The 22086-nt window shown below is 32.8% G+C and carries 31 protein-coding genes; 25 read left to right on the top strand and 6 right to left on the bottom strand.

Translation table 11 applies throughout. The features are described 5' to 3' along the window. Positions 1–63: 63 nt before the first annotated feature. Positions 64–549 (bottom strand): ImmA/IrrE family metallo-endopeptidase, encoded by a 486-nt coding sequence (locus tag BKP57_RS06840; protein ID WP_050351798.1) that lies wholly within the window; start codon positions 547–549, stop codon positions 64–66. Positions 550–617: 68 nt separating this feature from the next. Beyond that, entirely contained in the window at positions 618–962 is a 345-nt protein-coding gene (locus tag BKP57_RS06835) for a helix-turn-helix domain-containing protein (RefSeq protein WP_050351797.1), read from the bottom strand. Between the two features lie 179 nt (positions 963–1141). Here BKP57_RS06835 and BKP57_RS06830 point away from each other — a divergent pair, with 179 nt between their 5' ends. The 24 genes from BKP57_RS06830 to BKP57_RS06720 all read left to right on the top strand — a co-directional run bounded on the left by BKP57_RS06830 (position 1142) and on the right by BKP57_RS06720 (position 18370). Then, positions 1142–1372, top strand: a complete 231-nt coding sequence (locus BKP57_RS06830) for a helix-turn-helix domain-containing protein (protein WP_050351796.1) — start codon at positions 1142–1144, stop codon at positions 1370–1372. A gap of 71 nt (positions 1373–1443) precedes the next feature. Further along, positions 1444–1686: a hypothetical protein gene (locus tag BKP57_RS06825; protein WP_050351795.1), complete on the top strand. Its 243-nt coding sequence runs from the start codon at positions 1444–1446 to the stop codon at positions 1684–1686. A gap of 370 nt (positions 1687–2056) precedes the next feature. Next, the gene (locus tag BKP57_RS22480; protein ID WP_169770795.1) at positions 2057–2230 is read left to right on the top strand and encodes a hypothetical protein; all 174 of its coding nucleotides are present in this window, start codon (positions 2057–2059) and stop codon (positions 2228–2230) included. Between the two features lie 27 nt (positions 2231–2257). After that, positions 2258–2824: a hypothetical protein gene (locus BKP57_RS06820; protein WP_050351793.1), complete on the top strand. Its 567-nt coding sequence runs from the start codon at positions 2258–2260 to the stop codon at positions 2822–2824. Positions 2825–2844: 20 nt separating this feature from the next. After that, complete coding sequence (locus BKP57_RS06815) at positions 2845–3345, top strand: antirestriction protein ArdA (protein WP_050351792.1); 501 nt, start codon at positions 2845–2847, stop codon at positions 3343–3345. 48 nt (positions 3346–3393) lie between these two features. After that, positions 3394–3786 carry a DUF961 family protein gene (locus BKP57_RS06810; protein ID WP_050351791.1) on the top strand — a complete coding sequence of 131 codons (393 nt, stop codon included), beginning with the start codon at positions 3394–3396 and terminating at the stop codon, positions 3784–3786. Positions 3787–3943: 157 nt separating this feature from the next. Beyond that, the gene (locus BKP57_RS06805; RefSeq protein ID WP_050353464.1) at positions 3944–5317 is read left to right on the top strand and encodes an FtsK/SpoIIIE domain-containing protein; all 1374 of its coding nucleotides are present in this window, start codon (positions 3944–3946) and stop codon (positions 5315–5317) included. Positions 5318–5340: 23 nt separating this feature from the next. Beyond that, a complete protein-coding gene (locus BKP57_RS06800) occupies positions 5341–6387 on the top strand; it encodes a replication initiation factor domain-containing protein (protein ID WP_072741230.1) in 1047 nt (348 codons plus the stop codon). A 27-nt stretch (positions 6388–6414) separates the two neighbouring features. Continuing rightward, entirely contained in the window at positions 6415–6882 is a 468-nt protein-coding gene (locus BKP57_RS06795; protein WP_050351790.1) for a hypothetical protein, read from the top strand. Positions 6883–6892: 10 nt separating this feature from the next. Beyond that, positions 6893–7192 carry a hypothetical protein gene (locus tag BKP57_RS06790; RefSeq protein ID WP_050351789.1) on the top strand — a complete coding sequence of 100 codons (300 nt, stop codon included), beginning with the start codon at positions 6893–6895 and terminating at the stop codon, positions 7190–7192. Then, positions 7192–7500 carry a hypothetical protein gene (locus tag BKP57_RS06785; protein ID WP_050351788.1) on the top strand — a complete coding sequence of 103 codons (309 nt, stop codon included), beginning with the start codon at positions 7192–7194 and terminating at the stop codon, positions 7498–7500. Before BKP57_RS06790 ends, BKP57_RS06785 begins: the two co-directional genes overlap by 1 nt. Further along, on the top strand, positions 7500–8546 hold the full coding sequence (locus tag BKP57_RS06780) for a conjugal transfer protein (RefSeq protein ID WP_050351787.1): 1047 nt from the start codon (positions 7500–7502) through the stop codon (positions 8544–8546). Before BKP57_RS06785 ends, BKP57_RS06780 begins: the two co-directional genes overlap by 1 nt. Positions 8547–8558: 12 nt before the next feature. Then, positions 8559–8807 carry a TcpD family membrane protein gene (locus tag BKP57_RS06775; protein WP_050351786.1) on the top strand — a complete coding sequence of 83 codons (249 nt, stop codon included), beginning with the start codon at positions 8559–8561 and terminating at the stop codon, positions 8805–8807. Between the two features lie 12 nt (positions 8808–8819). Next, positions 8820–9341, top strand: coding sequence for a conjugal transfer protein (locus BKP57_RS06770; RefSeq protein ID WP_050351785.1), 522 nt, complete (start codon positions 8820–8822; stop codon positions 9339–9341). A 10-nt stretch (positions 9342–9351) separates the two neighbouring features. Then, a complete protein-coding gene (locus tag BKP57_RS06765; protein ID WP_050353462.1) occupies positions 9352–11751 on the top strand; it encodes an ATP-binding protein in 2400 nt (799 codons plus the stop codon). A 57-nt stretch (positions 11752–11808) separates the two neighbouring features. Then, the gene (locus BKP57_RS06760; protein ID WP_050351784.1) at positions 11809–12093 is read left to right on the top strand and encodes a hypothetical protein; all 285 of its coding nucleotides are present in this window, start codon (positions 11809–11811) and stop codon (positions 12091–12093) included. A 67-nt stretch (positions 12094–12160) separates the two neighbouring features. Continuing rightward, the gene (locus BKP57_RS06755) at positions 12161–12352 is read left to right on the top strand and encodes a hypothetical protein (RefSeq protein WP_050351783.1); all 192 of its coding nucleotides are present in this window, start codon (positions 12161–12163) and stop codon (positions 12350–12352) included. Further along, positions 12342–14441 carry a CD3337/EF1877 family mobilome membrane protein gene (locus BKP57_RS06750; protein WP_050351782.1) on the top strand — a complete coding sequence of 700 codons (2100 nt, stop codon included), beginning with the start codon at positions 12342–12344 and terminating at the stop codon, positions 14439–14441. The genes BKP57_RS06755 and BKP57_RS06750 overlap by 11 nt, the downstream gene beginning before the upstream one ends. Before the next feature lie 54 nt (positions 14442–14495). Beyond that, on the top strand, positions 14496–15560 hold the full coding sequence (locus BKP57_RS06745; RefSeq protein ID WP_050351781.1) for a lysozyme family protein: 1065 nt from the start codon (positions 14496–14498) through the stop codon (positions 15558–15560). Between the two features lie 31 nt (positions 15561–15591). Beyond that, on the top strand, positions 15592–16083 hold the full coding sequence (locus BKP57_RS06740; RefSeq protein ID WP_050351780.1) for a hypothetical protein: 492 nt from the start codon (positions 15592–15594) through the stop codon (positions 16081–16083). A 52-nt stretch (positions 16084–16135) separates the two neighbouring features. Then, positions 16136–16555: a hypothetical protein gene (locus tag BKP57_RS06735; RefSeq protein WP_050351779.1), complete on the top strand. Its 420-nt coding sequence runs from the start codon at positions 16136–16138 to the stop codon at positions 16553–16555. Between the two features lie 32 nt (positions 16556–16587). After that, a complete protein-coding gene (locus tag BKP57_RS06730) occupies positions 16588–16779 on the top strand; it encodes a hypothetical protein (protein ID WP_050351778.1) in 192 nt (63 codons plus the stop codon). A gap of 111 nt (positions 16780–16890) precedes the next feature. Next, entirely contained in the window at positions 16891–17106 is a 216-nt protein-coding gene (locus tag BKP57_RS06725) for a DUF3173 domain-containing protein (protein WP_050353461.1), read from the top strand. Then, positions 17093–18370 (top strand): tyrosine-type recombinase/integrase, encoded by a 1278-nt coding sequence (locus tag BKP57_RS06720; RefSeq protein WP_050351777.1) that lies wholly within the window; start codon positions 17093–17095, stop codon positions 18368–18370. Before BKP57_RS06725 ends, BKP57_RS06720 begins: the two co-directional genes overlap by 14 nt. A gap of 36 nt (positions 18371–18406) precedes the next feature. Here BKP57_RS06720 and BKP57_RS06715 read toward each other — a convergent pair whose 3' ends face one another. The 4 genes from BKP57_RS06715 to BKP57_RS06695 form a co-directional block, all read right to left on the bottom strand. Beyond that, positions 18407–19657, bottom strand: a complete 1251-nt coding sequence (locus tag BKP57_RS06715; protein ID WP_072741229.1) for a site-specific integrase — start codon at positions 19655–19657, stop codon at positions 18407–18409. Between the two features lie 26 nt (positions 19658–19683). Then, positions 19684–19884, bottom strand: coding sequence for a DUF3173 domain-containing protein (locus tag BKP57_RS06710; RefSeq protein ID WP_072741228.1), 201 nt, complete (start codon positions 19882–19884; stop codon positions 19684–19686). A gap of 574 nt (positions 19885–20458) precedes the next feature. Further along, entirely contained in the window at positions 20459–20689 is a 231-nt protein-coding gene (locus BKP57_RS06700; protein WP_072741227.1) for a helix-turn-helix domain-containing protein, read from the bottom strand. Further along, positions 20686–21108 carry an RNA polymerase sigma factor gene (locus tag BKP57_RS06695; protein ID WP_072741226.1) on the bottom strand — a complete coding sequence of 141 codons (423 nt, stop codon included), beginning with the start codon at positions 21106–21108 and terminating at the stop codon, positions 20686–20688. Before BKP57_RS06695 ends, BKP57_RS06700 begins: the two co-directional genes overlap by 4 nt. 600 nt (positions 21109–21708) lie before the next feature. Here BKP57_RS06695 and BKP57_RS06690 point away from each other — a divergent pair. Further along, the gene (locus BKP57_RS06690) at positions 21709–22065 is read left to right on the top strand and encodes a helix-turn-helix domain-containing protein (protein WP_072741225.1); all 357 of its coding nucleotides are present in this window, start codon (positions 21709–21711) and stop codon (positions 22063–22065) included. The last annotated feature ends 21 nt before the right edge of the window (positions 22066–22086 follow it).

Below are 22086 nucleotides of genomic sequence, written 5' to 3'. Positions count from 1 at the left end.
GCCGCATTTTTCAACGGTAATAATGCGGCTTCATCCCTTCAAAAGGAAACAACTTTATTGTCATTACGCATTAAGTTGTTGTTGCAATCTTGATATTTGTAGTTGATTTCTAAAATGAATAAGTCTTTTTTGTGCAAATTTCTGTGTTACGTTGAATGTCTTTGTTATAAAAGGTATACCTTCGGGTATGTTGGCGATTTCATATTTAATTAATATAAATGTTGGTACACAGAAATGAAGTGCAAAGTTATTTGCTTTCCATTCTTGGTATGCCAGAAAAAGATTATTCAAGTGCAATATTTGATTTCCGTACTGTAATAATAAATGACAAAGTTCATGTCCAAAATCCTCCCATTGTTCTTCGGGGGATAACCTAGAATCAATTATAATTTCTTTTTTATAAACACGACTTGATATATCCCAAAAATAGACTTTAATTCCCAGGTAGTCAGCTATTTCCAGAATATCTAGTTGATGTGGGTAATAAATACCTAAGTCAACATAAAAATGCTTTATTGCATCTTCTAGTAATGTTGTGTGATATTTCATGGCTTGTCCTCTTTCGGGGAATGTATGTTCTGTTTTTTATTATAAATAAAAGCCCTAATATTAGAGCTCTATTTCTTTTTGTCTCGTTCTTTAATAAATTCCCAAAAACGTATTAGTTCTTCGATTTTTTCTTCGGGTGCGTTTTGTAAGTCTTTAAAGAATATTTGTGTTTTAGGGTCTAAAAATTCTTTCCACATTTCATCAGGAGAATTAGAATGTTCATTTCCTGTGATTAGGTAGTCAATTGATACATTGAAAAAGTTAGAAATTTTTTTGAGTGTACCGTAATCAGGTTGTCTTTTATTTATTTCGTAATGAGCGTAGGTTCCTCTGGAAATGTTTAGTTTTTTTGCTAGTTCTTGTTGAGATAAATTCTTTGTTGCTCTTAGTTTTTTTAGTCTGTCTCCCAACATTGTGTAACCTCGTTTCTATACGATTTATAAATCGTTTATAGTTATTATACTGTAGCAAAAAGCTACATAAAATAATTGTATCAAAAAAGTACAAAAAAGTATTGACAGTAGCGAAACGCTACTATATAATTAGAATTAACAAGTAGCGAAACGCTACAATGAAGGTGGCGATTAAATGTATGAAAAAAAGAGAATGGTTGTATGAAAAAAGAATTGAACGAAATTTAACACAAGAAGATGTTGCGATACAATCAAACATAAAAAGACCTTATTATTCTCAAATTGAATTAGGTATAAGAAGACCTAGCGTAAAAGTTGCTAAACAAATCGCCGGAGTAATTGGTTTTGATTGGAAGCTTTTTTTTGAAACTGGATGTAGCGATTTGGAACAAGATATAAATGTTTTATAGAATTAGATTTGTTTCTTATAAATCTAATATCTAATAAATGAATTATATTATTTCTAGGGGGTGAAATTCAAATGAACTTTAATGAAATGCAAAATTTAATGAAAAAGGCAGTTCCTTTGGCAAAAGAAATGGAAGGTGACTGGCAGGCTAGGATGAAGTTAGCTGTCCGAATTGTAAAGGCAGATTATTATATGCAACAGCCGATTTCGAAGGAAATTATTCAAAAGCTTTTATTGCATAATGTTTCATATCGTAGAATTTGTAAGAATTATGATATGTCAAGAAAAGGAATTTCAGCATTTGAGAACATGTAACGAGTGTGAGTTTATACCACTTAATGAATTGTTCGAAAATGCATGAAAGGAAATGATGTTCCTTGAAAACTTCATATAGAAAGAGAGCGCATATGATAAATCGTAACTTATCATACACGCCAATAAAACCTAGACACTTTTATTGTAACGTGTTTTGACTGATTTGTCATTAAACGTAATCTAAGTGATGATAGCTAACACTTTTAAAAAAGCTATAGCAGTCCAAAATGAGGGTGCTAATGGTTATAAGCATAACCTACTATATGTTGCCATGACCTTAACTGTGAGCGACTGATAAGCGCGGTAATGGTTCTTATAGAGCCTAGCGAATTATCTTTAATTTTTTATTAAAAATGAATGAGGTGATTTTGTGCTGGATAAAAGAATTGCTTATTACACGAAAAAAGTTGCTGATTTTGGCTCTATTCATCCTAGTAAGCGTAGGAATCCTTATCGGCATGAAAGATTACTTCTATATAAAAAACTACTTCATGAAAAAATATATGAAAATAGACCTTCTGCATTTAGAGGGTTTAATTATTAATCAGATAGTAGGTGAATAAATGAAATTATGAAATTAAATGACCTTTTGAAAGAAAATAAAATAGTGGCATTTGGTTTTCCGGCAGTGAGAGATTTGGTGCGATATGATAATAAAGAATCAGATACCACTATTATTATTTCTACACTTGCACCTTCCCTTTTAGTAGGGCATGGAATAAATGAATATTATGGATTGGATTTGCCAAGAGATAAAGTATTTGAAACTGGACTAGATATTATTAAAGCAGATGTAAATGTATCTAAATATCGTTTAACAGCTTTAGAAATTTATCCATGGGAAATGAAAAATAACTTTATCATTGCAAGTCGCCATATGGGAACTGTTGAAATATTAAAAAATGAATTTCCATTTTTGCAGAATGCACCGGTATTCGAACGTGTTGAAGCAGATGATATTAAAGGAAAACATGTTTATGGTACATTACCACATCATTTAATAGCAGGATGTGATTCGTATGTAGCTGTGACTATAAAAGGTTTTGATAATGCAAAAGATGGTGATTTGATGGGAAAAGAATTAAAGGAACGTATTCAAATTGCCGAATATCCGATTATGTTAGAGATGATTGAATGAATTATACGAGGTGATAAGTATTGGAAATGCGTGTGTATATATCCAATCTCGGCAAATATAATGAGGGGGAGCTTGTTGGTGATTGGTTTACTCCTCCAATCAATATGGAAGAAGTAAAAGAGCGTATTGGCTTAAATGGTGATTATGAAGAAATTGCTATTCACGATTACGAATTGCCATTTGAGATAGATGAATATACATCTATCAATGAAATTAATCGTTTGTGTGCAATGATTGAAGAAATTGAAGGCACACCTATTTATTACGAGTTAAAAGCAATGATAGGTTACTGGTTTAGTGACCTTGAGGAATTGTTGGAAAATGTAGATGACATTGTATGTTATTCTGATTGTCATTCTATGGAAGATGTTGCAAGATATTTCGTTGAAGAAACAGGAGCACTTGGAGAAGTTCCTACCAATCTACAAAATTATATTGATTATGAAGCTTTTGGACGTGATATGGAATTGGAAGGAAACTTCCTTGTTACTTCTCATGGTGTATTTGAGTACAATAATTAAAAAAACAAGAAACTTAAATATTAAAAACAATTAAGGGAGAGATTTTGAATGGAATTTAAAACAGGAATTATACCGAATGAACTAACTTTTGGTGACTTATTTTTTATGGGGTTGAAAAGAGAGAAGATGTTTTTTGACCGAGATAAAAATGAAAGAACAGATAAACTGGAATCAAGGGTTTATAATCTTGCTTCATCCACTCAAAAAGAGCAAATTGAGGTGACTATACCGGAATATGTTGATTTAAAAGAGATTGATTTTAACAAACAGGTGACCCTAAAAAATCCTGTCATTAAAGCAAGAGCACAAGCAAATGGAAATTTTGCTAATGTTGTATGGACTGTTGAAGCAGAGGATATTGTAGAGGTTGGTAGTTCGGGTGGTGTGAAGAAAAATGAACCGAGTAAAGAGCCTGTGGGAGCAGGAACGGATAAAAAATAGTAGAGTAATAGCGTGCTAGTTATAAATTAATTGGCACGCTTTTTTTTGTTCAATTATTTTAGAGAGGACTGAGATTTCTCTGTAAAAGAAGGTGATAAGGATTGAATTTTTAAAGAAACGCCTTTGGAAATATCGTGGCATAAGAATAACGCCGAAAATGGAACATGGAGTGTTAATAGCAGGATTAAGCATATTTATTCCTGTTTTTTTATTGAGTATTTTTTTCTGTTATAAAACTGGAATGAGCAATGTTGCCGAATGGTTCACTTGGGACTATTTGAAAAACATTAAAGGTTGGAATTGGGCGTACATTGGAAAAGGATTTGTTATATCTTTTATAGTTGGCGCAATGACTGTTTTATTAGCTTATTTTGTTTTCTTTGAAAAGTATAGGCGTATTTGGCATAGGCAAAAAATAGCAAGAATGTTTATATCTAATCGTTTTATCGAAAAAGAAAGCTATTCAACGGAATCAAAATGGAGTTTTAGTGATAAGACTGTTACGAAATCAAAATTAACCTACTTCCCAAAAGCCTATTACAAAATAAATAAAGGATATATTGAATTTAGAGTGGCTATGGATATGAGCCGATTTCAAGAAAGGTTTTTAAAGTTAGGGGATGAACTAGAAAACGGTTTATATTGTACTTTAGTTGACAGGGAATTGGAAGAAAATTTCGTTTGTTATAAATTAATGTATGATGTACAACGAAACCGTATTTCTATTCATGATGTGACTGTTAAAAATGGCTCTATGAAGCTTATGGAACATATTGAATGGAAGTTTGATGAATTACCTCATATGTTGATTGCTGGTGGTACTGGTGGAGGGAAGACTTATTTCATTTTGACCATGATTGAAGCTTTATTGAAGTCGGATGCTGAATTGCGGATATTAGACCCAAAAAATGCAGACCTTGCAGACTTAGAATCGGTCATGCCTGAAAAAACTGTTTTTAGTAGGAAAAATGGAATTAAAATGACTTTGAAGAAAGCAAGAGAAGAAATGCATGAACGTTCCGAAAGAATGAAAAACATGCCGAATTATAAAACAGGTGGAAATTATGCAAGTGTGGGCATGAAGCCACTCTTTGTTATTTTTGATGAATATGTAGCATTTATGGAAATGTTAGACCATAGAGAGAAGCAAGAAGTATTGGAGGATATGAAGCAATTAACTATGCTGGGTCGTCAGGCGGGTGTATTTCTTATTTTGGCAAACCAACGTCCTGACGCAAAATATTTGGCAGATGGAATAAGAGACCAGTTTAATTTTCGTGTAGCATTAGGTAGAAACAGCGAAACAGGATATGGAATGATGTTTGGAGATGTTGATAATACATTTGTAAATAAGCGTATAAAAGGGCGTGGCTATGCCGATTATGGTGCTTCTATCATTACAGAATTCTATACACCATTAGTGCCTAGAGGATATGACTTTTTAAAGGAGATAGGAAAAGCAACGCCGAAAATGGAGGTTGCGCCAGCGACGACAGTCGCAAGCGACAGCGAAAAGCAACCGGAATTGTAGGCGTGGAGGAAGGAGCGTAGCGGATGACGACATCAAACCCCCCCTACTCTAACAGGGGGGTACAAAATACAAAAAATGAAGAAAACCCTTTAGTATCAATGATTGACTATTTAAGGGTATCGTTTAAAACGCATAATGTCGATTTGATATTAGAAAAAGTGCTTCATCTAAAAAAAGAATATATGGAGCATAAAGAAAGTGGTTTTTATGGATATGTAGGCACATATCAACTGGATAATATTAAAGTATTATATTCTCATGGTTCAGATGTGCGTGGAACACTTATTGAATTAAGTGGTCAAGGTTGCCGTCAATTTGAAACTTTTTTAAAAGCTAGGAAAGTAACGTGGTTCGATTTTTTTAGAGATTGTAAGAAAAATGGTGGGAAATTTCCTCGATTAGATATTTCGATTGACGATAAAAAAACATATTTTGAAATACCTATGCTTTTTGACAAGATAAGAAATGGCGAAGCGATTTCCCGATTTAAAAAAACTGATTATAATGGCTCGTTATCAATGGAAGATGGTGAACAGGGCGGTACGACACTTTATTTTGGTTCAAAAAAACATTCTGAAGTCTATTTCTGTTTTTATCAGAAAAACTATGAGCAATCGGAAAAGTATGGAATCCCTTTAGAAGAACTTGGAGACTGGAATAGATATGAATTAAGATTTAAAGATGATAGGGCGAATGCTGTTGTATCAGAACTTATAAAAAGTGAAAGCATGTTACCAGTTGCTAAGGGAATCATTAAGAATTATTTACGTTTTGTGGATAAGGATAATGATTTAAATAGAGGGCGTTGGAAAACTTCTCATTTTTGGGAAGTTTTTTTAGGTGATGTTGAAAGGTTAAAAATTTTTACGAAACCGCAAGAAGATTTTTATCAAAAGTCTCGAAATTGGTATATGAATCAAGCGGCTAGAACAAGAAAAATGATAAAACTGGTGGAAGATACAAAAGGAATTTCTGATTTAGAAGATTTTGAGGAAGAATTAGAACTAAACGAAAAGCAAGAGCATATGATGTTGGTTTATCTTGCACAGCCGGAAGAAATGATTGTTTAATGTTTTTCCCCTTTTGAGGTAGTGATATTGGGACGCCGTGTGGGGGCGGAACCCCACGAACTTAACGTCATTTGTTATGGAAAAGGGCTGATATTAACGAACGACAGGGCAAGCGGTTTTGTCGGTACAATAGTAAGAGACAAGTCAAGTTTATTTAAATCCCTTTTGAGTATAGTTGACTTGGTGACCATCAAGCACCGACAAAAAATCGGAAAGCAAGGGGGAAAGGGTGGAGATTTTTTAGGCGGTTTTCCTAAAAAATACTACCCGAACCTTGCTTGGAGATTAGTTACTATGTTAGGTGGTGAAAATGTGGACCACGCAATTCAGAATTTGAAATCCTATATGAGTGCAACGCTTGATTTGCATAGAGACCTTGGCCAGCCAGAAGATGTTTATAGAGATGAAATAAAGGCGTATGTATGTGCTATAAATGCTTTGGAACTTTATTATTATGAAGAAAAAAGAACAAAACTAGAATTTGTTTTGAGTTAATGGAAGGAAGGTGAAAAAAATAATTCCACTTATTTTGAATCAAGCTGTATTGATAGGAGCCTTGGAAAGGGAAAAATTGATTAATCATAAATCTGTCATTTTAGAAAAGTTGAGAGAAGAGATGCAGGGTATTGATAATTCCCTCTATATTGAAATGGACGTGTATTTTTATCATAAGAATGAACAAGAAGAAGATAAAACATATCATTGTATATTTGCGAATGTTTCTCATAGACAGAACAAAGTAACGGGAAAACCAAAAAATGCAATTATAGCAGTGGAGTTTCTTGTATTGGAGGTTCATGAATAATGAAAATGAAGTCGATACCCGAATCTTTTAAGGAATTAGGCTTTACTGTAGGTATTCCTAAAAATAGGGAAGGAGAAAAACATTCTTTTTATCAAGCTTATGTAAAAGATTTATCTAAAAATACATCTTTGATTGTTGAAGGATATAGAAGGCAAGGATATTCAACCTATCGTTTTTCTTTTTATAAAGCTACCTATATAGATAATGGTAAGAAAATAAATGAAAAAGTGTATTTGGAAAATGCTTCACCACTGGAGGTATTACAGAGGGTAACATCTTTTGTAGATTATATTGAGAGGAGTTCATAATGAGTATAAAAGATAAATTAAAAAAGAATAAAGTTGTTGATAAAATTGAACAAATTGAACGACCAAAAAAAGAGAAAAGTCCTGTGCGCAAAGATACATCAAAGCGAACAGCTTTTTTTATTTGGTCATTAATTTTAGGAATGTTATTTTTAGCGACAATTTCAGTGTTATTGTCTTTAAACACTCGTTCCACTTTGAATGAAACAAATAAATTGGTCCAGGCGAATGAGGATAAGGAAGTGATAGAAGAAATTCCTGTTGAATCTGCAAATGAATTTCTATCCAATTTTATCAAGGAATATATTAATGTTTCTAATGAAAGTGAAGCTTTGCAAGAAAGAGCAAATCGTTTAAAGGAATATATGGTTTTTAATGACACGTTTAATGATGAAAAAAATTCTTTGTACAACTTAGACAATGTGAATGGTACTAGACAGTTAGAATCTTTGAACCTTTTTCATATTGAAGATGAAGGGGAAAGAAGTCTTTTTCAATATAAGGTTACATTTAAAAATGAATTGCAAAGGGAAGTAGAAAAAGAGGTTGTTAAGGGTGAGGGTAAAAATAAAAAAAAGGAAATTGAAATCGAAATTGAAACAGAGGAAGAAAAAAACACCTTGTTGTTAAATATTCCTATTGTTTATGAAAAAGGTTTGTTTAGCGTTCAATCCGTTCCATATTTTACGGAAGTTCCCTCTTTAGCTGGGAACATAGAATATGAAAAGAAAGAGGTTGACTTAGAAGAATATACCGGGAATGAAAAAGAAAATATCAATGAATTTCTAAATACTTTTTTTGAAAAGTATGCTACAGAACCAGTTGACGAAATGGCGTATCTGATGGATGACCCACAAACGTTAAATGGTTCTTTTTTATTTGAAGAAATAAGAAATTTAAAAATCTATGTAGATGGCAAACATTACAAGGCAACGATGGAGGTGGTGTTTAGAGACGAATTGACAAATATACAACAAGTTAATCCAGTAGAAATGACGATTTCTAAAACTGGAAGAAATTATTATGTGAAAAATTTTATTTATAATTAGGAGGAATGAAAAATGGACTTTTTTAATCACTTGGTTTTGGCTGCTGATTTGCCTACTTTAGGAGGAATTGAGAATTGGGCGTTGGAAATTGTTCAGCAAGCGATAGTCATTATTATTATTTTCCTAGTCACAAAACATCTAGCCAAATTTAAATTTGGTGCGATTATTGTGTGCTGTATCGTTGGAGGAATTGTTTATTTTGTAGTTCGGAATTGGGACACAGTTGCCGGTTGGATTGAAGCCTTCATGAATAAGCTGTAAGAGAGTGATAATATGGCAGAGAAAAAAGAAAGTAGAGTGGTATATAACTATAGAAGGGCTTTAAGGGAACCAAAGAAAATTAGGCAGATAACAGATAATTATTATCTGCCTTTTACAATTGAATTGATTCCTGCATTAAATTTTGTGGTCTTTCTAATTATCACATTTTTAGCAGGTTGGATAATAAGGAAATTTTATCCGTATGCATTTTCGAATACGTGGTTTATATTTTTAATTTGTGTTCCGTTATTTTTTACGTGGCTTGTAACGAAAATTAAGCCGGAAGGCAAAAATATTTATATGTTCATTTATGATTATGTCAAATATTTATTCGGGATAAAAATTCCTAAAAAAAAGTTTTGTAATGGGAAAGAAGTAGAGTGGATGAATGAGAAAAAAATAACATTTAAAGAATGTGTATGGGTGGTGGATAAAGAGAATGACCAAACTGAAACCAGCGTTGAAAACAATAAAGAACAATATGCTATTAACGAGAACGGGAGACGTGTTCGCATATTATCGAATAAAAAGTGAATCGATTCCTATTCAAAATCAAAAAGTGGTAGCCAATTATAAAAGAAATTGGAAAATGTTTTTTGAGGATATCACAGCTTATGAAGATTTTCATTTGAGAATGTATCCTCAAGAGTTCCGTTTGAAAGAACGCTTTGAAGATTTAAGTTTGGGTTTGTCAAAAGATAGTGAAGATGTTGGACGATATTATTTAGGTGAAACAGAAAATGTTTTAAGTTCACGCTTGGGAAATATGACAAAAAATGATTTTATTATTGGCATTAAGTTAAAAAATGCATTTGTAAATGTGGATGGACGACTAAAAGATAATGTTTATTCCATTTTTTCGAATGTAACAGATATGTTTGTAAACTATTTAGGTTGGGAACAAAATGTTCCCACTTCTTTTTTTAATCAATTTGAGGAATTGGAAGATACAATTTATAAAATGGTTGCTGGTGTCAATGGGTCAAGATTAAAAGAAAATGAATTAATTTATGTTAATCGTTATGATTATATTGCTGGTTTGAAGCATGATGTAAGTGAAGAGGAGGAACATGGAAATATTAAGGCGATAACAAATTCGATTATTGACCCTACGGAATCATCTACTTTGAAAATAAGTAGTGAGCAAGATGAAGGTTATTTAACTTTTGTCGTGATTGATGAATTTCCGGATAATATGGCAGAGAGCGATATTTTTTATGAAGCCCAATCTTTACCTTTTGAGGTATGTGTAGATTTTAAAATTCATTCAGAAGGTAAAGGAAAATCAAAAATGAAGGTGAATTTAAAGGGGAGAGAGTTAAAAGAATCAGCGAATGAACAAGCAAAAACAGGTGACTTCGTAGATGATTCTGTTGTAGATAGTCATTATTTAATGAGAAATTTACAGCAAGAATTAAAAAATCATGATGTATCTGTAATGAATTGGCTTGCTACAATTGCTGTAACAGGCAAGACGAAAAAAGAAAGTTTATTACGTGCTAAACAGGTTGTACGTTATTTCAAACAATTAAATATTATTTGCCGTATTCCAACGGCTGACCAATTAAGCTTATTCTATAGAACGTTGCCTGGGGAAAAGTTAGAAGCAACGGATAGAAATTGGTTACAATCGACTACTCAAGATGGTTTAGGAGAAAGTTTGTTTGGCGTAAATTCTGAAATTGGAAATAAGATTGGTTTTTTTATAGGCTGGGTTGATAGATTTCATAAACATAAGGATTTGGAAAGTGCCAAATTATCAAGTCGTGACCCTGTGTTTTTTCATCCGATGCTGGCAAACCAAAATATTAGAGGTAGTAAATATAGAAGTCCGCATGTTCTGATTACAGGTGATACAGGCAGTGGGAAATCATATCTTGCAAAGTTGTTATTTATTTATGTAACACTCTTAAATATAAAATCCTTATATATTGACCCTAAAAAAGAAATAAGGAAATGGATAAATAAAGTTATAAATGATGGCATCATTAGACGTGATTATCCTTTATTTGTTGAGCACTTGGAAAAGTTTAAATTTGTAACTTTGGATTTTGAAGATAAGGATAATTGGGGAGCATTAGACCCGGTAGCTTTTTTACCATCTTCTCAAGCGAAAGAATTGATTCAAGATATTTTTTCGGAAGTTTATGATTTCAAAGGGAAAGATGAAATTCATACAGCCTTTTTGAGGGCAATATCGGAAGTCCTTGAAAGAAAAGAAAAAGGTGAACAAGTGGGCTCCATGCATATCATTGAGATTATGCAAGATAGCAATGAGCCATCTGTAAAAAAAGCAGGAGATTTTTTATATGAAGTGGTTGCTGATTCTATATTAAAGCTATGTGTTCATGATGGTTCTAATTCTGCGTTATCCTTAACCGATAGAATTAGCATTATTGAAATTGAAAACATTGATTTGCCAGAAGCTACTGCAAGTGTAGAAACCTATACAAATAGCCAGCGCAAATCAAATTCGATTATGCTGGCTTTAGGGAAATATTGTGAACTGTTTGGCCGGGATAAAGATGAGCAAACCGTAGAATTTATTGATGAAGCATGGGTTATCATTGCGTCACAACAGGGGAAAAAGGTCGAAAAACAGATGAAGCGTGTTGGGCGTAGCTATAATAATGCTTTATATTTTATCTCACAATCTACCAAAGACGCTTTACGAGAAAAGGAGAATGAAACAGGGAACTTTGGTGTAGCTTTTGCTTTTGATGAAGAAAACGAACGTCCCGATATTTTAAAATGGATGAACATGGAATCAAGTGAAGAAAATATAGAAATGCTAGATAACATGTTACAAGGGCAATGTTTGATGAAAGATATGTTCGGCAGAACCTCAAAAATTACGATTGAATGTCTCTTTGAAGAATGGGAAGGAGCATTGGAAACAATCAATAAATCGGCGGTTGCCTATGCAGAGGAAAAATATTTATAGATGGAATGGCTATCCATAATTGGTAGCCATTTTTAATATAAAAAAGGAGATGATTTAATGAATGAGAATGTTTTAGGTATGATGTATATTTCTGAATTAGAAAATTATGTGGAGTTGGAAGAAAAACTATTGGAATTAGATATGTCTGAAAAGTTAGAGGAAATAATTAGAGAGGCTATTGATTATTCGAACGATAATTTGAGGGAAGATGGAAATGTAAATTTTACAATTACAAAACGTCATTCGCAAAAAGATATAAGTTACAATTTTGTTTTTGAATTATTTTTGGTGGAAGAACAGCGTGACAGATACCTTTATTATGAAACTTGTATTGAGCTCTAAGTAGTAATTTTTTCAAGGGTGGCTATCGAAAGGTAGTCACTTTTTTATTTGAAAGGCTGGTGAGGAAATGCAAAATGAAATTTTTTTAAAGTCGTTTGTAAAAGGGTTACAAATTAATTTTGAGAGATTGAAAGGCTTGGAGGAAGGAAGGAAACAAGGAAAAACAGATGCGGAATTTTTAGCTTATTGTCGTGGTGGCGTAAGTGCCTGTGAAAGGATACTAGATTTTATAAAGGATTTGAATGCCAATGAAGAATAAAAAATGGTTGTTAATTCTACTTACTGCATTATTTTTATGTTTCGTGACATCATCAGTTGTTCTTGCGGAAGATGATGAAGACGTTGATACAAGTGGGAATCTCTCTGATTTGATTGATGATGATTTTCCAGTTGGAGATTTTATTCTCAAACTTTTCGGGAAAATATTTGACAAAGAATATAAACCTTTTAAGTATATGGATAAGGCAAAGGAAAAGGAAGAGGGTGGTGTTCAATTAGAAATAAAAAAATATCCACTCGAACGTTATATGGTGAATAATGAAGATACAAGTGGAATATTTGGTTTTAATTTGTATTCAATCAATAACTTTTTTATGGGTATTATTCAAAATGTGGTTAAAGTTACAGATAGTTCTTTACAATTATTTACGTTAAATAAATTGGATGATTTTGCGGATGATATTGAAAGTGTTTCGGGTAGTATATATGAAGTTTTAAAGGAGCATTTTGCAGAAATATTGTTTGCATTTTTATGTGGATATCTTGTTTTTATATTTTTTACCAAAGGAAATGCCAGAGAATCTTTTAGAAAATTTATGTTGTTTGTGGTTGTTTTAATTGTTGCCGGTTATTGGGTATCGAATGCCAGTTATTTATTAAAAAGTATGAATGCACTTTCGGGAGAGATACAATCTACTTTAGTAAGTGCAGGTGATGGTATTTTAGGGATTTTTGATGATAAGAGAGAGGGTGTTTATGCAGGGATTAATGATATTGATGAAAATGAGAAGATAGAAGGTACAATTGCGGTCGTTCGTAATATTTATTTTGATTTAGCATTAAAACGACCATACCTTTTAATTAACTATGGTAAAACAGATGAAAAAGAAATTAATGCTGATGATAAGATTAAAGATTTAGGTTTTGGATTTCAAGCTTTTCCACGTTCGGAAAGAATGCTGGCTTTTAAATTAAACTCGGAAGGTTCAGCGTATAGAATCGGTCATGCCCATCTTGAAGTAAATAAAAACGGAAATACGAATGTAGCTTCGGGTTCAGCTTTTAAACAATCGGGTATAGTATTTTTGACTTTTTTCATTGTGATTGGTTTGTCTATTCCCTTTTTATTATTAGGTTTAATCAATTTTGCATTACAATTGTTAGCGATATTCATAGCTTTAGCTTTACCTTTTGCGTTTGTTTTAAGTTTTATTCCTCATTTTGCAATGACAGGTTTTAAGGCATTAGGTAATATAGTGACCATTTTTTTAACGAAAGGTTTGTTAGGTTTACTTTTATTTGTTGTTTATCTGTTAACATATTCCATGTATCTATTTGTAAAACCAGTCGATACAGGAATGTATTTGTTACATGTGGTGCTTTTGATTGTGATATTTTTCTTAATCATAATTAAGAGAAATAAAATTATTAGTTTTGTTACGGCAGGACGTGTTCAAACAGTTGATGGAAACATTATGCCAAATATGAACCAGTATTATAGTAATCAATTTTCTAATGCGAAAAAGAGATTACAAGAAAGACGTTCTCAAAAGAGGGAATCTCCAATGAATTATGGAGATGAAAAAAGTGATTCTAAACAGAGTGCAAAAACGAATCGAACGAGTATGAGGGAGGAAAGAAAAGGTACTGAAAATGGCAAGGGTGTGGATACTAAACGTTCTCCACAGAGAAAGAAAAAGGATGATGGGGATAAAGCAGTACCTGTACCATTGGAAACAGATGACCCATCAAAAGAACGAACTTCACAGTCAGAAAATACAAATGAAAAAGATATTGGTGGTGTGAATGAAGAAAGTCGTGGTCATGCTGAATCTTATCATGACAAAGAACATTCTGTAGAACGAACTTCACAGCCGGAAAATACAAATGAAAAAGATATTAGTGGTGTGAATGAAGAAAATCGTGGTCATGCTGAATCTCATCATGATAAAGAGCGTGCTGTAGAACGAACTAAACAACCAGAAAGCATAAATGAAAGAGATGTAGACAGTGTGAAGAAAGAAAATCGTAGTCATACAGAGGTTCATCATGATACAGGTTTGAATGCGCAACGAAATAGAGAAGTATCATCTGTAGAAGAAAGGAAAAGAGAAAGAGATGAGAATTGAGGATTGCTATAATAGGCAATTCTCTTTTTGTTTTTTGTGGAGGTGTTTTTTTAATTGAATACAGATAAAATACCTGGGGTAAAAATGGCTAAGATGAAAATAAAAATCTTTTTAATTGTTTTGTTGTTTTTCTTCTTTTTTATCATTGGTATAGTGGTTCTTTTTGTTGTTAATTCAATAAATATGAGTGATGATGGAATGCCTCATTTAAGAGAAGAAGAAAATGAAGAATATACGGATATTTATACTGGTAATGGTATTGCGCCCGAAGTGTTGAGGTATAAAGCTTATTTTGAAAAATATGCCAAAAAATATTTCATATCACAACATGTAGATGTATTGATGGCTATGACTATGCAAGAAAGTGGAGGTAGGGTTTTAGATGTAATGCAATCATCCGAAAGTCTCGGTCTCCCTCCCAATTCAATTACAGACCCAGAAATTTCTATTGATATTGGAACAAGATATTTTTCACAAGTCATGAAGGAAGCAGATGGAGAAGTGAAGCTTTCCCTGCAAGCGTATAATTTTGGTTCGGGATTTATACCCTATGCGAACGAAAGAGGGGGTTATTCTAAGAAGGTCGCCATTGATTTTAGTAATATGATGGCTAAAAAAAATGGGTGGTCTCGCTATGGTGATGTAAACTATGTAGACAATGTTATGCGTTATCTTGAAGAAGATAATTCCCCTATAAATGTTCGTGGTGATTGGGCATTACCGTTAAAAGAAATTATAATTACAAGTGGTTTTGGACCGAGAACGCATCCGATTACAGGTGAGTTAGAGAGTTTTCATGGTGGGGTGGATTTTGGCTGTACGCCTAGTGATAACATTATGGCGGTTAAGGATGGAAAGGTTGTAGAAGCCATTCATGGAAATACTGGCTATGGAAATTATGTTACTTTGCAACATGCAAATAATGAATTTAGTCGGTATGGTCATATGTCCTCATTAAAAGTTTCTCTTGGTGATAAGGTTAGTCAAGGTCAAGCTGTTGGTAAGTGTGGAACGACAGGGGATAGTACAGGAAATCATTTACATTTGGAACATTTAACTAAATTAGGTCAAGCACATCAAGATAAAATTGACCCTCGAAAAACATTAGGGTTAGATTAATTGAATGCTATTCGGATTTAGAGGTGATAGAATGAAAAAGTATTTACCATTAATTATTGTTGGTGTTTTAATCATTGTTTTCTTATTCGTGAAGAATGAAAATTATAGAAATGAGTTAAAGCAAGCAAAGAATGAAATAAGTCAATTAGAGAGTTTGGAAGAAGTCATTCATTTAGAAGCTGGTGAGATAGCAGAAAAATTTATTATGGGCTATTTTAATTATCAAGGCAAACCAGTAAGGGAAGATGTAGAAATGTACGTATCAGAGAAAAAATTAAAAGAATTAAACTTTGATGGGAATGAAGAATATGACGATAAATTAGCTGAAGTGAAATCTACTGTGAATAATCTAGATGTTTATTTAGGAAAATCAAAAGAGGGTAGGCAAAAAGTTTTAGGTGTCTTTATAAACGAAATTGAAATGGATGGTGCGGTAAGTTCGGTGGATTCATTCATTGAACTAGATATGGAAAATAAAGATGATGTTTGGCGTATTGTTGACTTTAATTTTTTTCAGTATTGATTATATGTTATCATAGGTTAAATGAAAATTATTCTAATTGGAGGTGATTTTCTTGCATAAACACGTTTTAAAAATAATGGTACTGATGATTTTTTCTATCAGTCTAGTAGCATGTGGAAATTCAGAAGCTAAAACAAATAATAATTTAACCTATGAAAATATAGTAAATTTAGCTATTGAGAAAGTGGAGTCAGAAATCGCTGAACGAAATAATATAGAATATGATAGTTCTAGTATAGATTACGGAAATGATTTGAGAAGTAGTTCAGATATTACAATGTGGGAAAATGGAAAATATATAAAAGTTGTTGTTTATGATAAAGAAGAAGATGATGAAAAAGAAATAACTCATTATAGATTAAAAGATGATGAATTAGTGAATATAAACGGTCATCCAGACATTGACTTTGATTCTATAGAGGAACAAGAGCCCGATTATATAGAAGAAAAAGGAAAAATAATTAAGCAGTAATTAATTAGATAAAATTAATAGGAGGTAATAATATGAGCAAAGAAGTGACTAATGAGCAGATTTTACAAGCTATTACTGAATTATCAAAAGAAGTAATAGATGTAAAACAAGAGGTAAAGAAAAATGCTGATAAAATTGACAAGTTAGATGCTAAGGTAACCGTATTATCAGAGGGATTACTAGACACTCAAGCAGAAGTAAAAATTCTTAAAAATGCAAAATGATTAATTGCAATGAAAAGCAATGTTATAAATTAAATATTTGATTTATTAAAAGAGCAGATAAATTATCTGTTCTTTTTTTTATTGAAAAAATAAGGAGGAATTGTTTTGCTAATGAATAAAACCATTTCAAAAAAAGAATTACAAGATATGGGTTTTTTGCCTTACCAAGCTGTTGATATTATTAGACAAGCAAAATATTACATGGTGAGACAAGGATATCCCTATTATAATAACAAAAGATTAGGACGGGTGCCTTGTCATGCTGTTGAAAATATCATAGGTGTGGACGTATCTCTGGAGGAAGGGGATACGAATGGCAAAGACTAAATATAAAGGAGTTTATACGGATAATAAAGGAAATTTCTTTTATAATATTGAACTTGGTGTAGATAAGATTACGGGAGAAAGGATTCAGAAGAAATCTAGGAAAAACGCTAATGGTGAAAAATTTAAATCTGCAAGAGAAGCTAATAAGGAAGCGACTAGAATAAGAAATGAATACCTTAGCCAAAATGGCTATGCCAATTATCGCCTTACTTTTGGTGAGTTTATGGATTTATTTTTTTTACCATACTATCAATCAAGCGTGGAAGAGGATACTTGGGCATCAAGAAAACATGCTTTTGAATTAATTAGAGACAGGTTTTCTGATAAAAGGCTTAGAGATATTGATGTCAGAGATTGTGAATCCTTTAGAACTTGGCTCTTGAATGAAACTGGATATTCTCAAAATTATTCTGCGTTGCTCTATGGAGGATTTAGACAAGCACTTGAGTATGCTGTGAATTTGGAATTTTTAGAGAAAAATATTTCAAAGAAAACAAAAGCAATTCCAAAAGCGAAAAGTGTTGTTGGGTTTTGGACGAAAGAGGAATTTGAAAAGGTTATCTCGATGATTTATACTCATAACTTTTATGAGCACATGTGCTTTGTTGCAATTTGGTTATATTATATGACAGGAGTAAGAGTCAGTGAAGGATTGGCACTCTATTGGAATGATGTTGATTTCGATAAAAAGAAGTTAAGGGTTCATCACACTTTGCAAATGAAATCAAAAAAAGATTTTAAACGAAAGCCATATACTAAAACGGAAGATGGTATTCGCACAATATCGTTAGATGACGATACGTTAGCAATCTTGCAAAACTGGAAACAAGTACAATCAGAGCATGGAATAGATAATTTCATATTAAGCTATACAGGACTACCTGTTCATAGGTCTACAATCCATAGAATTGTACAACGATATGCCAAAATAGCAAAAGTTACTGTAATACAAGCAAAAGGATTGAGGCATTCTCATGTTAGTTATTTAATTAATGAGTTTAATGCTGATGTATTAGTTGTATCACGAAGATTAGGACATAGTTCACCGGAAATAACTTTGAAACATTATGCGCACTTATGGAGTAGAAATGATGAACCACTTGCTGAAAAAATGGCAGGGAATATTAAGTTCAATTTTTCTAAGGAAACTTATATGGATTTCAATGGAAATCAAGACATTAAGATGGAATTGGTTCCCTACCAAAACCCTGCCATAAGGGAAAGTAAACTGTCTGAAAGCAGTGATAGCAAGGGTTCTAGGTAGCCCATCTACAGTTGAGTGGGAGTAGTTGTAGTAGAGCTAGAAACTTTTGTGTATCAAGGGTTTTTGGCTCTTTTTAATTTTCCATTGCACTTTTATTGCACTTTTTGTTTTTAATCCTTTACGCAGGTAACGAGCAGTGAATTGATTCTTGGGTGAAGTATCTTCATTTTCTGTTGCTGTTTGATAAGACATAATACCTTCTAATTTATGGGCTAATTCAAAGTTACTATTAGGATACAAATGTCCGTAGGTGCCAAGTGTCGTTTCAATATCTTCATGCCCTAGGCGGTCTTTAATGATTAATGGGTTTTCGCCCATACTAATAAGCAAAGAAGCATGAGAATGTCTTAAAGCATGTAATCTAATTCGATGAACCCCAGCTTTTTTTGAAAAATGTGTAAAGGCATTCGCTAACGTATGCTTTTGTGTGGGGATACCATTATAGCTCATTACAAAATTGGTTTGAACGACAGATTGCTGCACGTTCTTCCATTCGCGGAGTAACATTAATGTATCTCCATCTAATGCAATATGACGAACACTTGCCTTTGTTTTTGGTTCTACAAAAGAATAGTTATCCAAATTCTTATAGTAAAGTGTTTTATCGATAGATAACAGACCTTTGTCAAAATCAATATCTTCCCATTGAATCGCAGTGGCTTCTCCAATTCGCATGCCTGTCATAAATAAAAACCACAATGAAATAAATAAAAAATGTTGATAATAATCTTCTTTATAGAAAAGAGAGATGACTTTTTCAAATTCTTCTTTTGTCCAAAAGTCTATTTTTGTCTTTTGTTTTTTTACATTTCCAATAATCTTAGAAGGATTTGTCGTTGTAATGCCTAATACAATCGCTCTATCCATAGCAACAGAAAATAAACCTTGAACTGCTCTTACATATGAAGATTTTAGGTTTTTTGATAATTTCAGTTGCCAATTTTGTACATCGATGGGTTCAATATCAGGAACAGCGATTTTGTAAAAGTAAGGAAAGTGCTTTTTAATACTTGGTAGACGATTTTCATATGTTCTGAGCTTTACTTGTGTCTTATACCAAGGAAGAAAAATTTCAAAGATATAATGTTCAAACAACATTTTGTTCTTACTCTCACTTAATTCTTCTGGTTTCATAAGTAGCAACTTCGAGTATTCTTCTCTTGCTTCTTTTTTAGTAGTAAAACCACTACGATATTTTTGAATCTTTTTACCTTTAGAATCATATCCTAGATTTGCACGAAAATAGTAAGTACCATTTTTCGCTTTTTTAATCGGGTCTTTAGCCATAGTTTTTACTCCTTACCGTGCAAAAACTAATCAGACCTGTTGTCATCCGAAAAATTGATTCCAAGAATTTCTTCTACAGCTTCACGAGGGACTCTATCTAGCTTTCTAGATTCATAGTAGGAATGCCCTTTTGTAATCATTAATTCTTTTGCTTTTTTAATGATATCTGCTGAAAAAGAAGTCCCGTATCCTAGCTCAATTAAGTCTTTTTTAGTGACTGTTATCATTGATACTCCTTTCCATTATAGGCTAGGAAAAACTCCAATATTCGCCTATAATTATAACGCGCTATTTAAAATAAATGAATTTTAAGTTGCATCTAAAGTAGATACTTTTATATGGTGGTATGAACTACAACTACTCTCAAATCAATTAATATATAAGTAATCGAACAGCTTTGGCTAAGCTCACGGGAATTTCACCCCTGCATGGTTCGCATGCAGCTATACCCATTGCCTGTGACGCTTTGAACGCTCGGGCTGTGGCTGTACAGGAGTATCATTATCACGATAGAGAAGTCATGGCAGTGACTTGTCCAAAAGACACTTACGGATCACTGAAAAAATCGCTCGTTTTGCATTATCTGCAAAGTCATGGCGTATCAGTCCGTTGGCTCAATCTCTATCGAAATGTATTCGATCACTTTTTATTCAGTTGTCAAAGAACATTGGCTTGTCAGCCTATTAAAATACACTGAGTCAGCCTATTAAAATACACTGAGACAGCATATTTTAATAGAATGACAAACTACTAATCAGGAAGCGTGAACGCTCCAACACGCTTCCGCGAATGGAGAATTGATTATTTAATTTCAAAAGTTAAAATCTTGGTAATTAATCTGGTTTCCATTCTGCCACGCAACGTTTCATCGACTATCATGTGTGAATTTCCGTATTCATCTTTCATTAGTCGAAGGGAGCGTTTTGAAAGATAACCTCTATAGTGTTTTACAATGTAATGAATGGTTTCTGTATCACCATCAGTTGCTTTTACAATAAGAGAGAAGGGGATCATAGGATATTTTGATTTCATTCTGTATGCTCCTCCATGAATTTTTTTATAAAAGCTAGTCCACTAGTTCGGTGACGATAGACTGTTGAACGACTTAATTTCAATAACTCTGCAATTTCCGCATCGCTCATATCCATAAAGTAATAAAGTAAAATGATGTTCCGCTTTTTATCTGTCAGATTCCGTAATGCTTCACTTAACAAATCACTTTCCACGCCAATACTAAAGCCGTTCAATGTGAAAATCTGTAAATCACTTGAATAGCTATCGATGGTAGAAAACTGATTGACGAGATAGTCACCTGTATCAGAGAAAGAAATTTCTTGTTTTGAAATTCTCGACAAGTGTTTGAAATAATCTTTGCGTTCATCTTCCATCGCACGCTTACAAATATAATCAAACTGATTTTCTATGGTAGTCCGAAAAGAAGATCGCTTCATGATTTCTCACCCCCTTTCTCGACATGAAAGGAAGTGTGCCCTGCTCTATTATTTCCTTTCGCACTAAGTCCCGACACGAAAGGGCTGTTTGTTGCATATTCGATAAAGAATTTTTTAGAAAAGTTTTCAGCAAACAAAAAAACACATAAACAGATTGCTCAGTCTGTTTATATGTTTTAATAGTTCGTCTTATATGATCTAAAAAACCACATTTAAAGGCATTTTTATCTAGGGTAGATGAATAACCTTTTTTAATAAAGCGTCGGAAATCAAACATTGTTGAGTAACAACATATTGCATGACGACTACCTCCTAAGAGCCGTCATCTTTTTAAAAAAGATTAAACATAGTTACACCATACACCATCTATAAATTCTGTATAAAAAAGAGACGGCGGCTATTTAAACCGTCGTCTGAAGAGGGAATATCTTTTTTAATGCATGAAAAGAACACTGCCAGATAACGGTTTTTTTTATTACCGCATGGCAGTATCTTTTGTTGTATGAAGCATTCAATAGGAATTGTGTAACCGCATAGTACGTTTTTCTATACCTGTTTCTTAACTAATAGGAACAGTAAAATGTATAGAGGTGGTTTATTATGCGTAAAAAAGAAGATAAATATGATTTTAGAGCATTTGGGCTTACGATAAAAGAAGCTCGTATAAAACAAGGTTTAACCCGAGAACAGGTAGGGGCATCGATAGAGATTGACCCACGCTATTTAACGAATATTGAGAACAAAGGGCAACACCCTAGCATACAAGTACTTTATGATCTTGTATCGTTGTTAAATGTATCCGTTGATGAGTTTTTCTTACCAGCTTCTGAAGTGACTAAAAGTAGCAGAAGAAGGCAACTAGAAAAACAACTTGATAGTTTATCAGATAAAGATCTTATTATCATGGAGAGTGTTGCCAAAGGAATACTTGAATCTAAAAAAGCAGGGAAGAAATAAATTCTTTATTTATTTTTGGAT

The sequence above is a fragment of the Virgibacillus sp. 6R genome (assembly GCF_001895305.1).
Lineage (GTDB): Bacteria > Bacillota > Bacilli > Bacillales > Amphibacillaceae > Virgibacillus > Virgibacillus pantothenticus.
Note: the sequence above shows the minus strand (reverse complement) of the source record. Positions and strands in the feature narration are given on the sequence as shown.

Bases quoted from the DNA above. Each gene is read 5' to 3' on its own strand.
- BKP57_RS06810 (WP_050351791.1), top strand. From the start codon at position 3,394: ATGGAATTTAAAACAGGAATTATACCGAATGAACTAACTTTTGGTGAC.
- BKP57_RS06690 (WP_072741225.1), top strand. From the start codon at position 21,709: ATGCGTAAAAAAGAAGATAAATATGATTTTAGAGCATTTGGGCTTACG.
- BKP57_RS06700 (WP_072741227.1), bottom strand. From the start codon at position 20,689: ATGAAATCAAAATATCCTATGATCCCCTTCTCTCTTATTGTAAAAGCA.
- BKP57_RS06775 (WP_050351786.1), top strand. From the start codon at position 8,559: ATGGACTTTTTTAATCACTTGGTTTTGGCTGCTGATTTGCCTACTTTA.
- BKP57_RS06715 (WP_072741229.1), bottom strand. From the start codon at position 19,657: ATGGCTAAAGACCCGATTAAAAAAGCGAAAAATGGTACTTACTATTTT.
- BKP57_RS06760 (WP_050351784.1), top strand. From the start codon at position 11,809: ATGAATGAGAATGTTTTAGGTATGATGTATATTTCTGAATTAGAAAAT.
- BKP57_RS06725 (WP_050353461.1), top strand. From the start codon at position 16,891: ATGAATAAAACCATTTCAAAAAAAGAATTACAAGATATGGGTTTTTTG.
- BKP57_RS06750 (WP_050351782.1), top strand. From the start codon at position 12,342: ATGAAGAATAAAAAATGGTTGTTAATTCTACTTACTGCATTATTTTTA.
- BKP57_RS06830 (WP_050351796.1), top strand. From the start codon at position 1,142: ATGAAAAAAAGAGAATGGTTGTATGAAAAAAGAATTGAACGAAATTTA.
- BKP57_RS06825 (WP_050351795.1), top strand. From the start codon at position 1,444: ATGAACTTTAATGAAATGCAAAATTTAATGAAAAAGGCAGTTCCTTTG.
- BKP57_RS06720 (WP_050351777.1), top strand. From the start codon at position 17,093: ATGGCAAAGACTAAATATAAAGGAGTTTATACGGATAATAAAGGAAAT.
- BKP57_RS06780 (WP_050351787.1), top strand. From the start codon at position 7,500: ATGAGTATAAAAGATAAATTAAAAAAGAATAAAGTTGTTGATAAAATT.
- BKP57_RS06820 (WP_050351793.1), top strand. From the start codon at position 2,258: ATGAAATTAAATGACCTTTTGAAAGAAAATAAAATAGTGGCATTTGGT.
- BKP57_RS06840 (WP_050351798.1), bottom strand. From the start codon at position 549: ATGAAATATCACACAACATTACTAGAAGATGCAATAAAGCATTTTTAT.
- BKP57_RS06805 (WP_050353464.1), top strand. From the start codon at position 3,944: ATGGAACATGGAGTGTTAATAGCAGGATTAAGCATATTTATTCCTGTT.
- BKP57_RS06695 (WP_072741226.1), bottom strand. From the start codon at position 21,108: ATGAAGCGATCTTCTTTTCGGACTACCATAGAAAATCAGTTTGATTAT.
- BKP57_RS06800 (WP_072741230.1), top strand. From the start codon at position 5,341: ATGACGACATCAAACCCCCCCTACTCTAACAGGGGGGTACAAAATACA.
- BKP57_RS06835 (WP_050351797.1), bottom strand. From the start codon at position 962: ATGTTGGGAGACAGACTAAAAAAACTAAGAGCAACAAAGAATTTATCT.
- BKP57_RS06770 (WP_050351785.1), top strand. From the start codon at position 8,820: ATGGCAGAGAAAAAAGAAAGTAGAGTGGTATATAACTATAGAAGGGCT.
- BKP57_RS06785 (WP_050351788.1), top strand. From the start codon at position 7,192: ATGAAAATGAAGTCGATACCCGAATCTTTTAAGGAATTAGGCTTTACT.
- BKP57_RS06740 (WP_050351780.1), top strand. From the start codon at position 15,592: ATGAAAAAGTATTTACCATTAATTATTGTTGGTGTTTTAATCATTGTT.
- BKP57_RS06755 (WP_050351783.1), top strand. From the start codon at position 12,161: ATGCAAAATGAAATTTTTTTAAAGTCGTTTGTAAAAGGGTTACAAATT.
- BKP57_RS06710 (WP_072741228.1), bottom strand. From the start codon at position 19,884: ATGATAACAGTCACTAAAAAAGACTTAATTGAGCTAGGATACGGGACT.
- BKP57_RS06730 (WP_050351778.1), top strand. From the start codon at position 16,588: ATGAGCAAAGAAGTGACTAATGAGCAGATTTTACAAGCTATTACTGAA.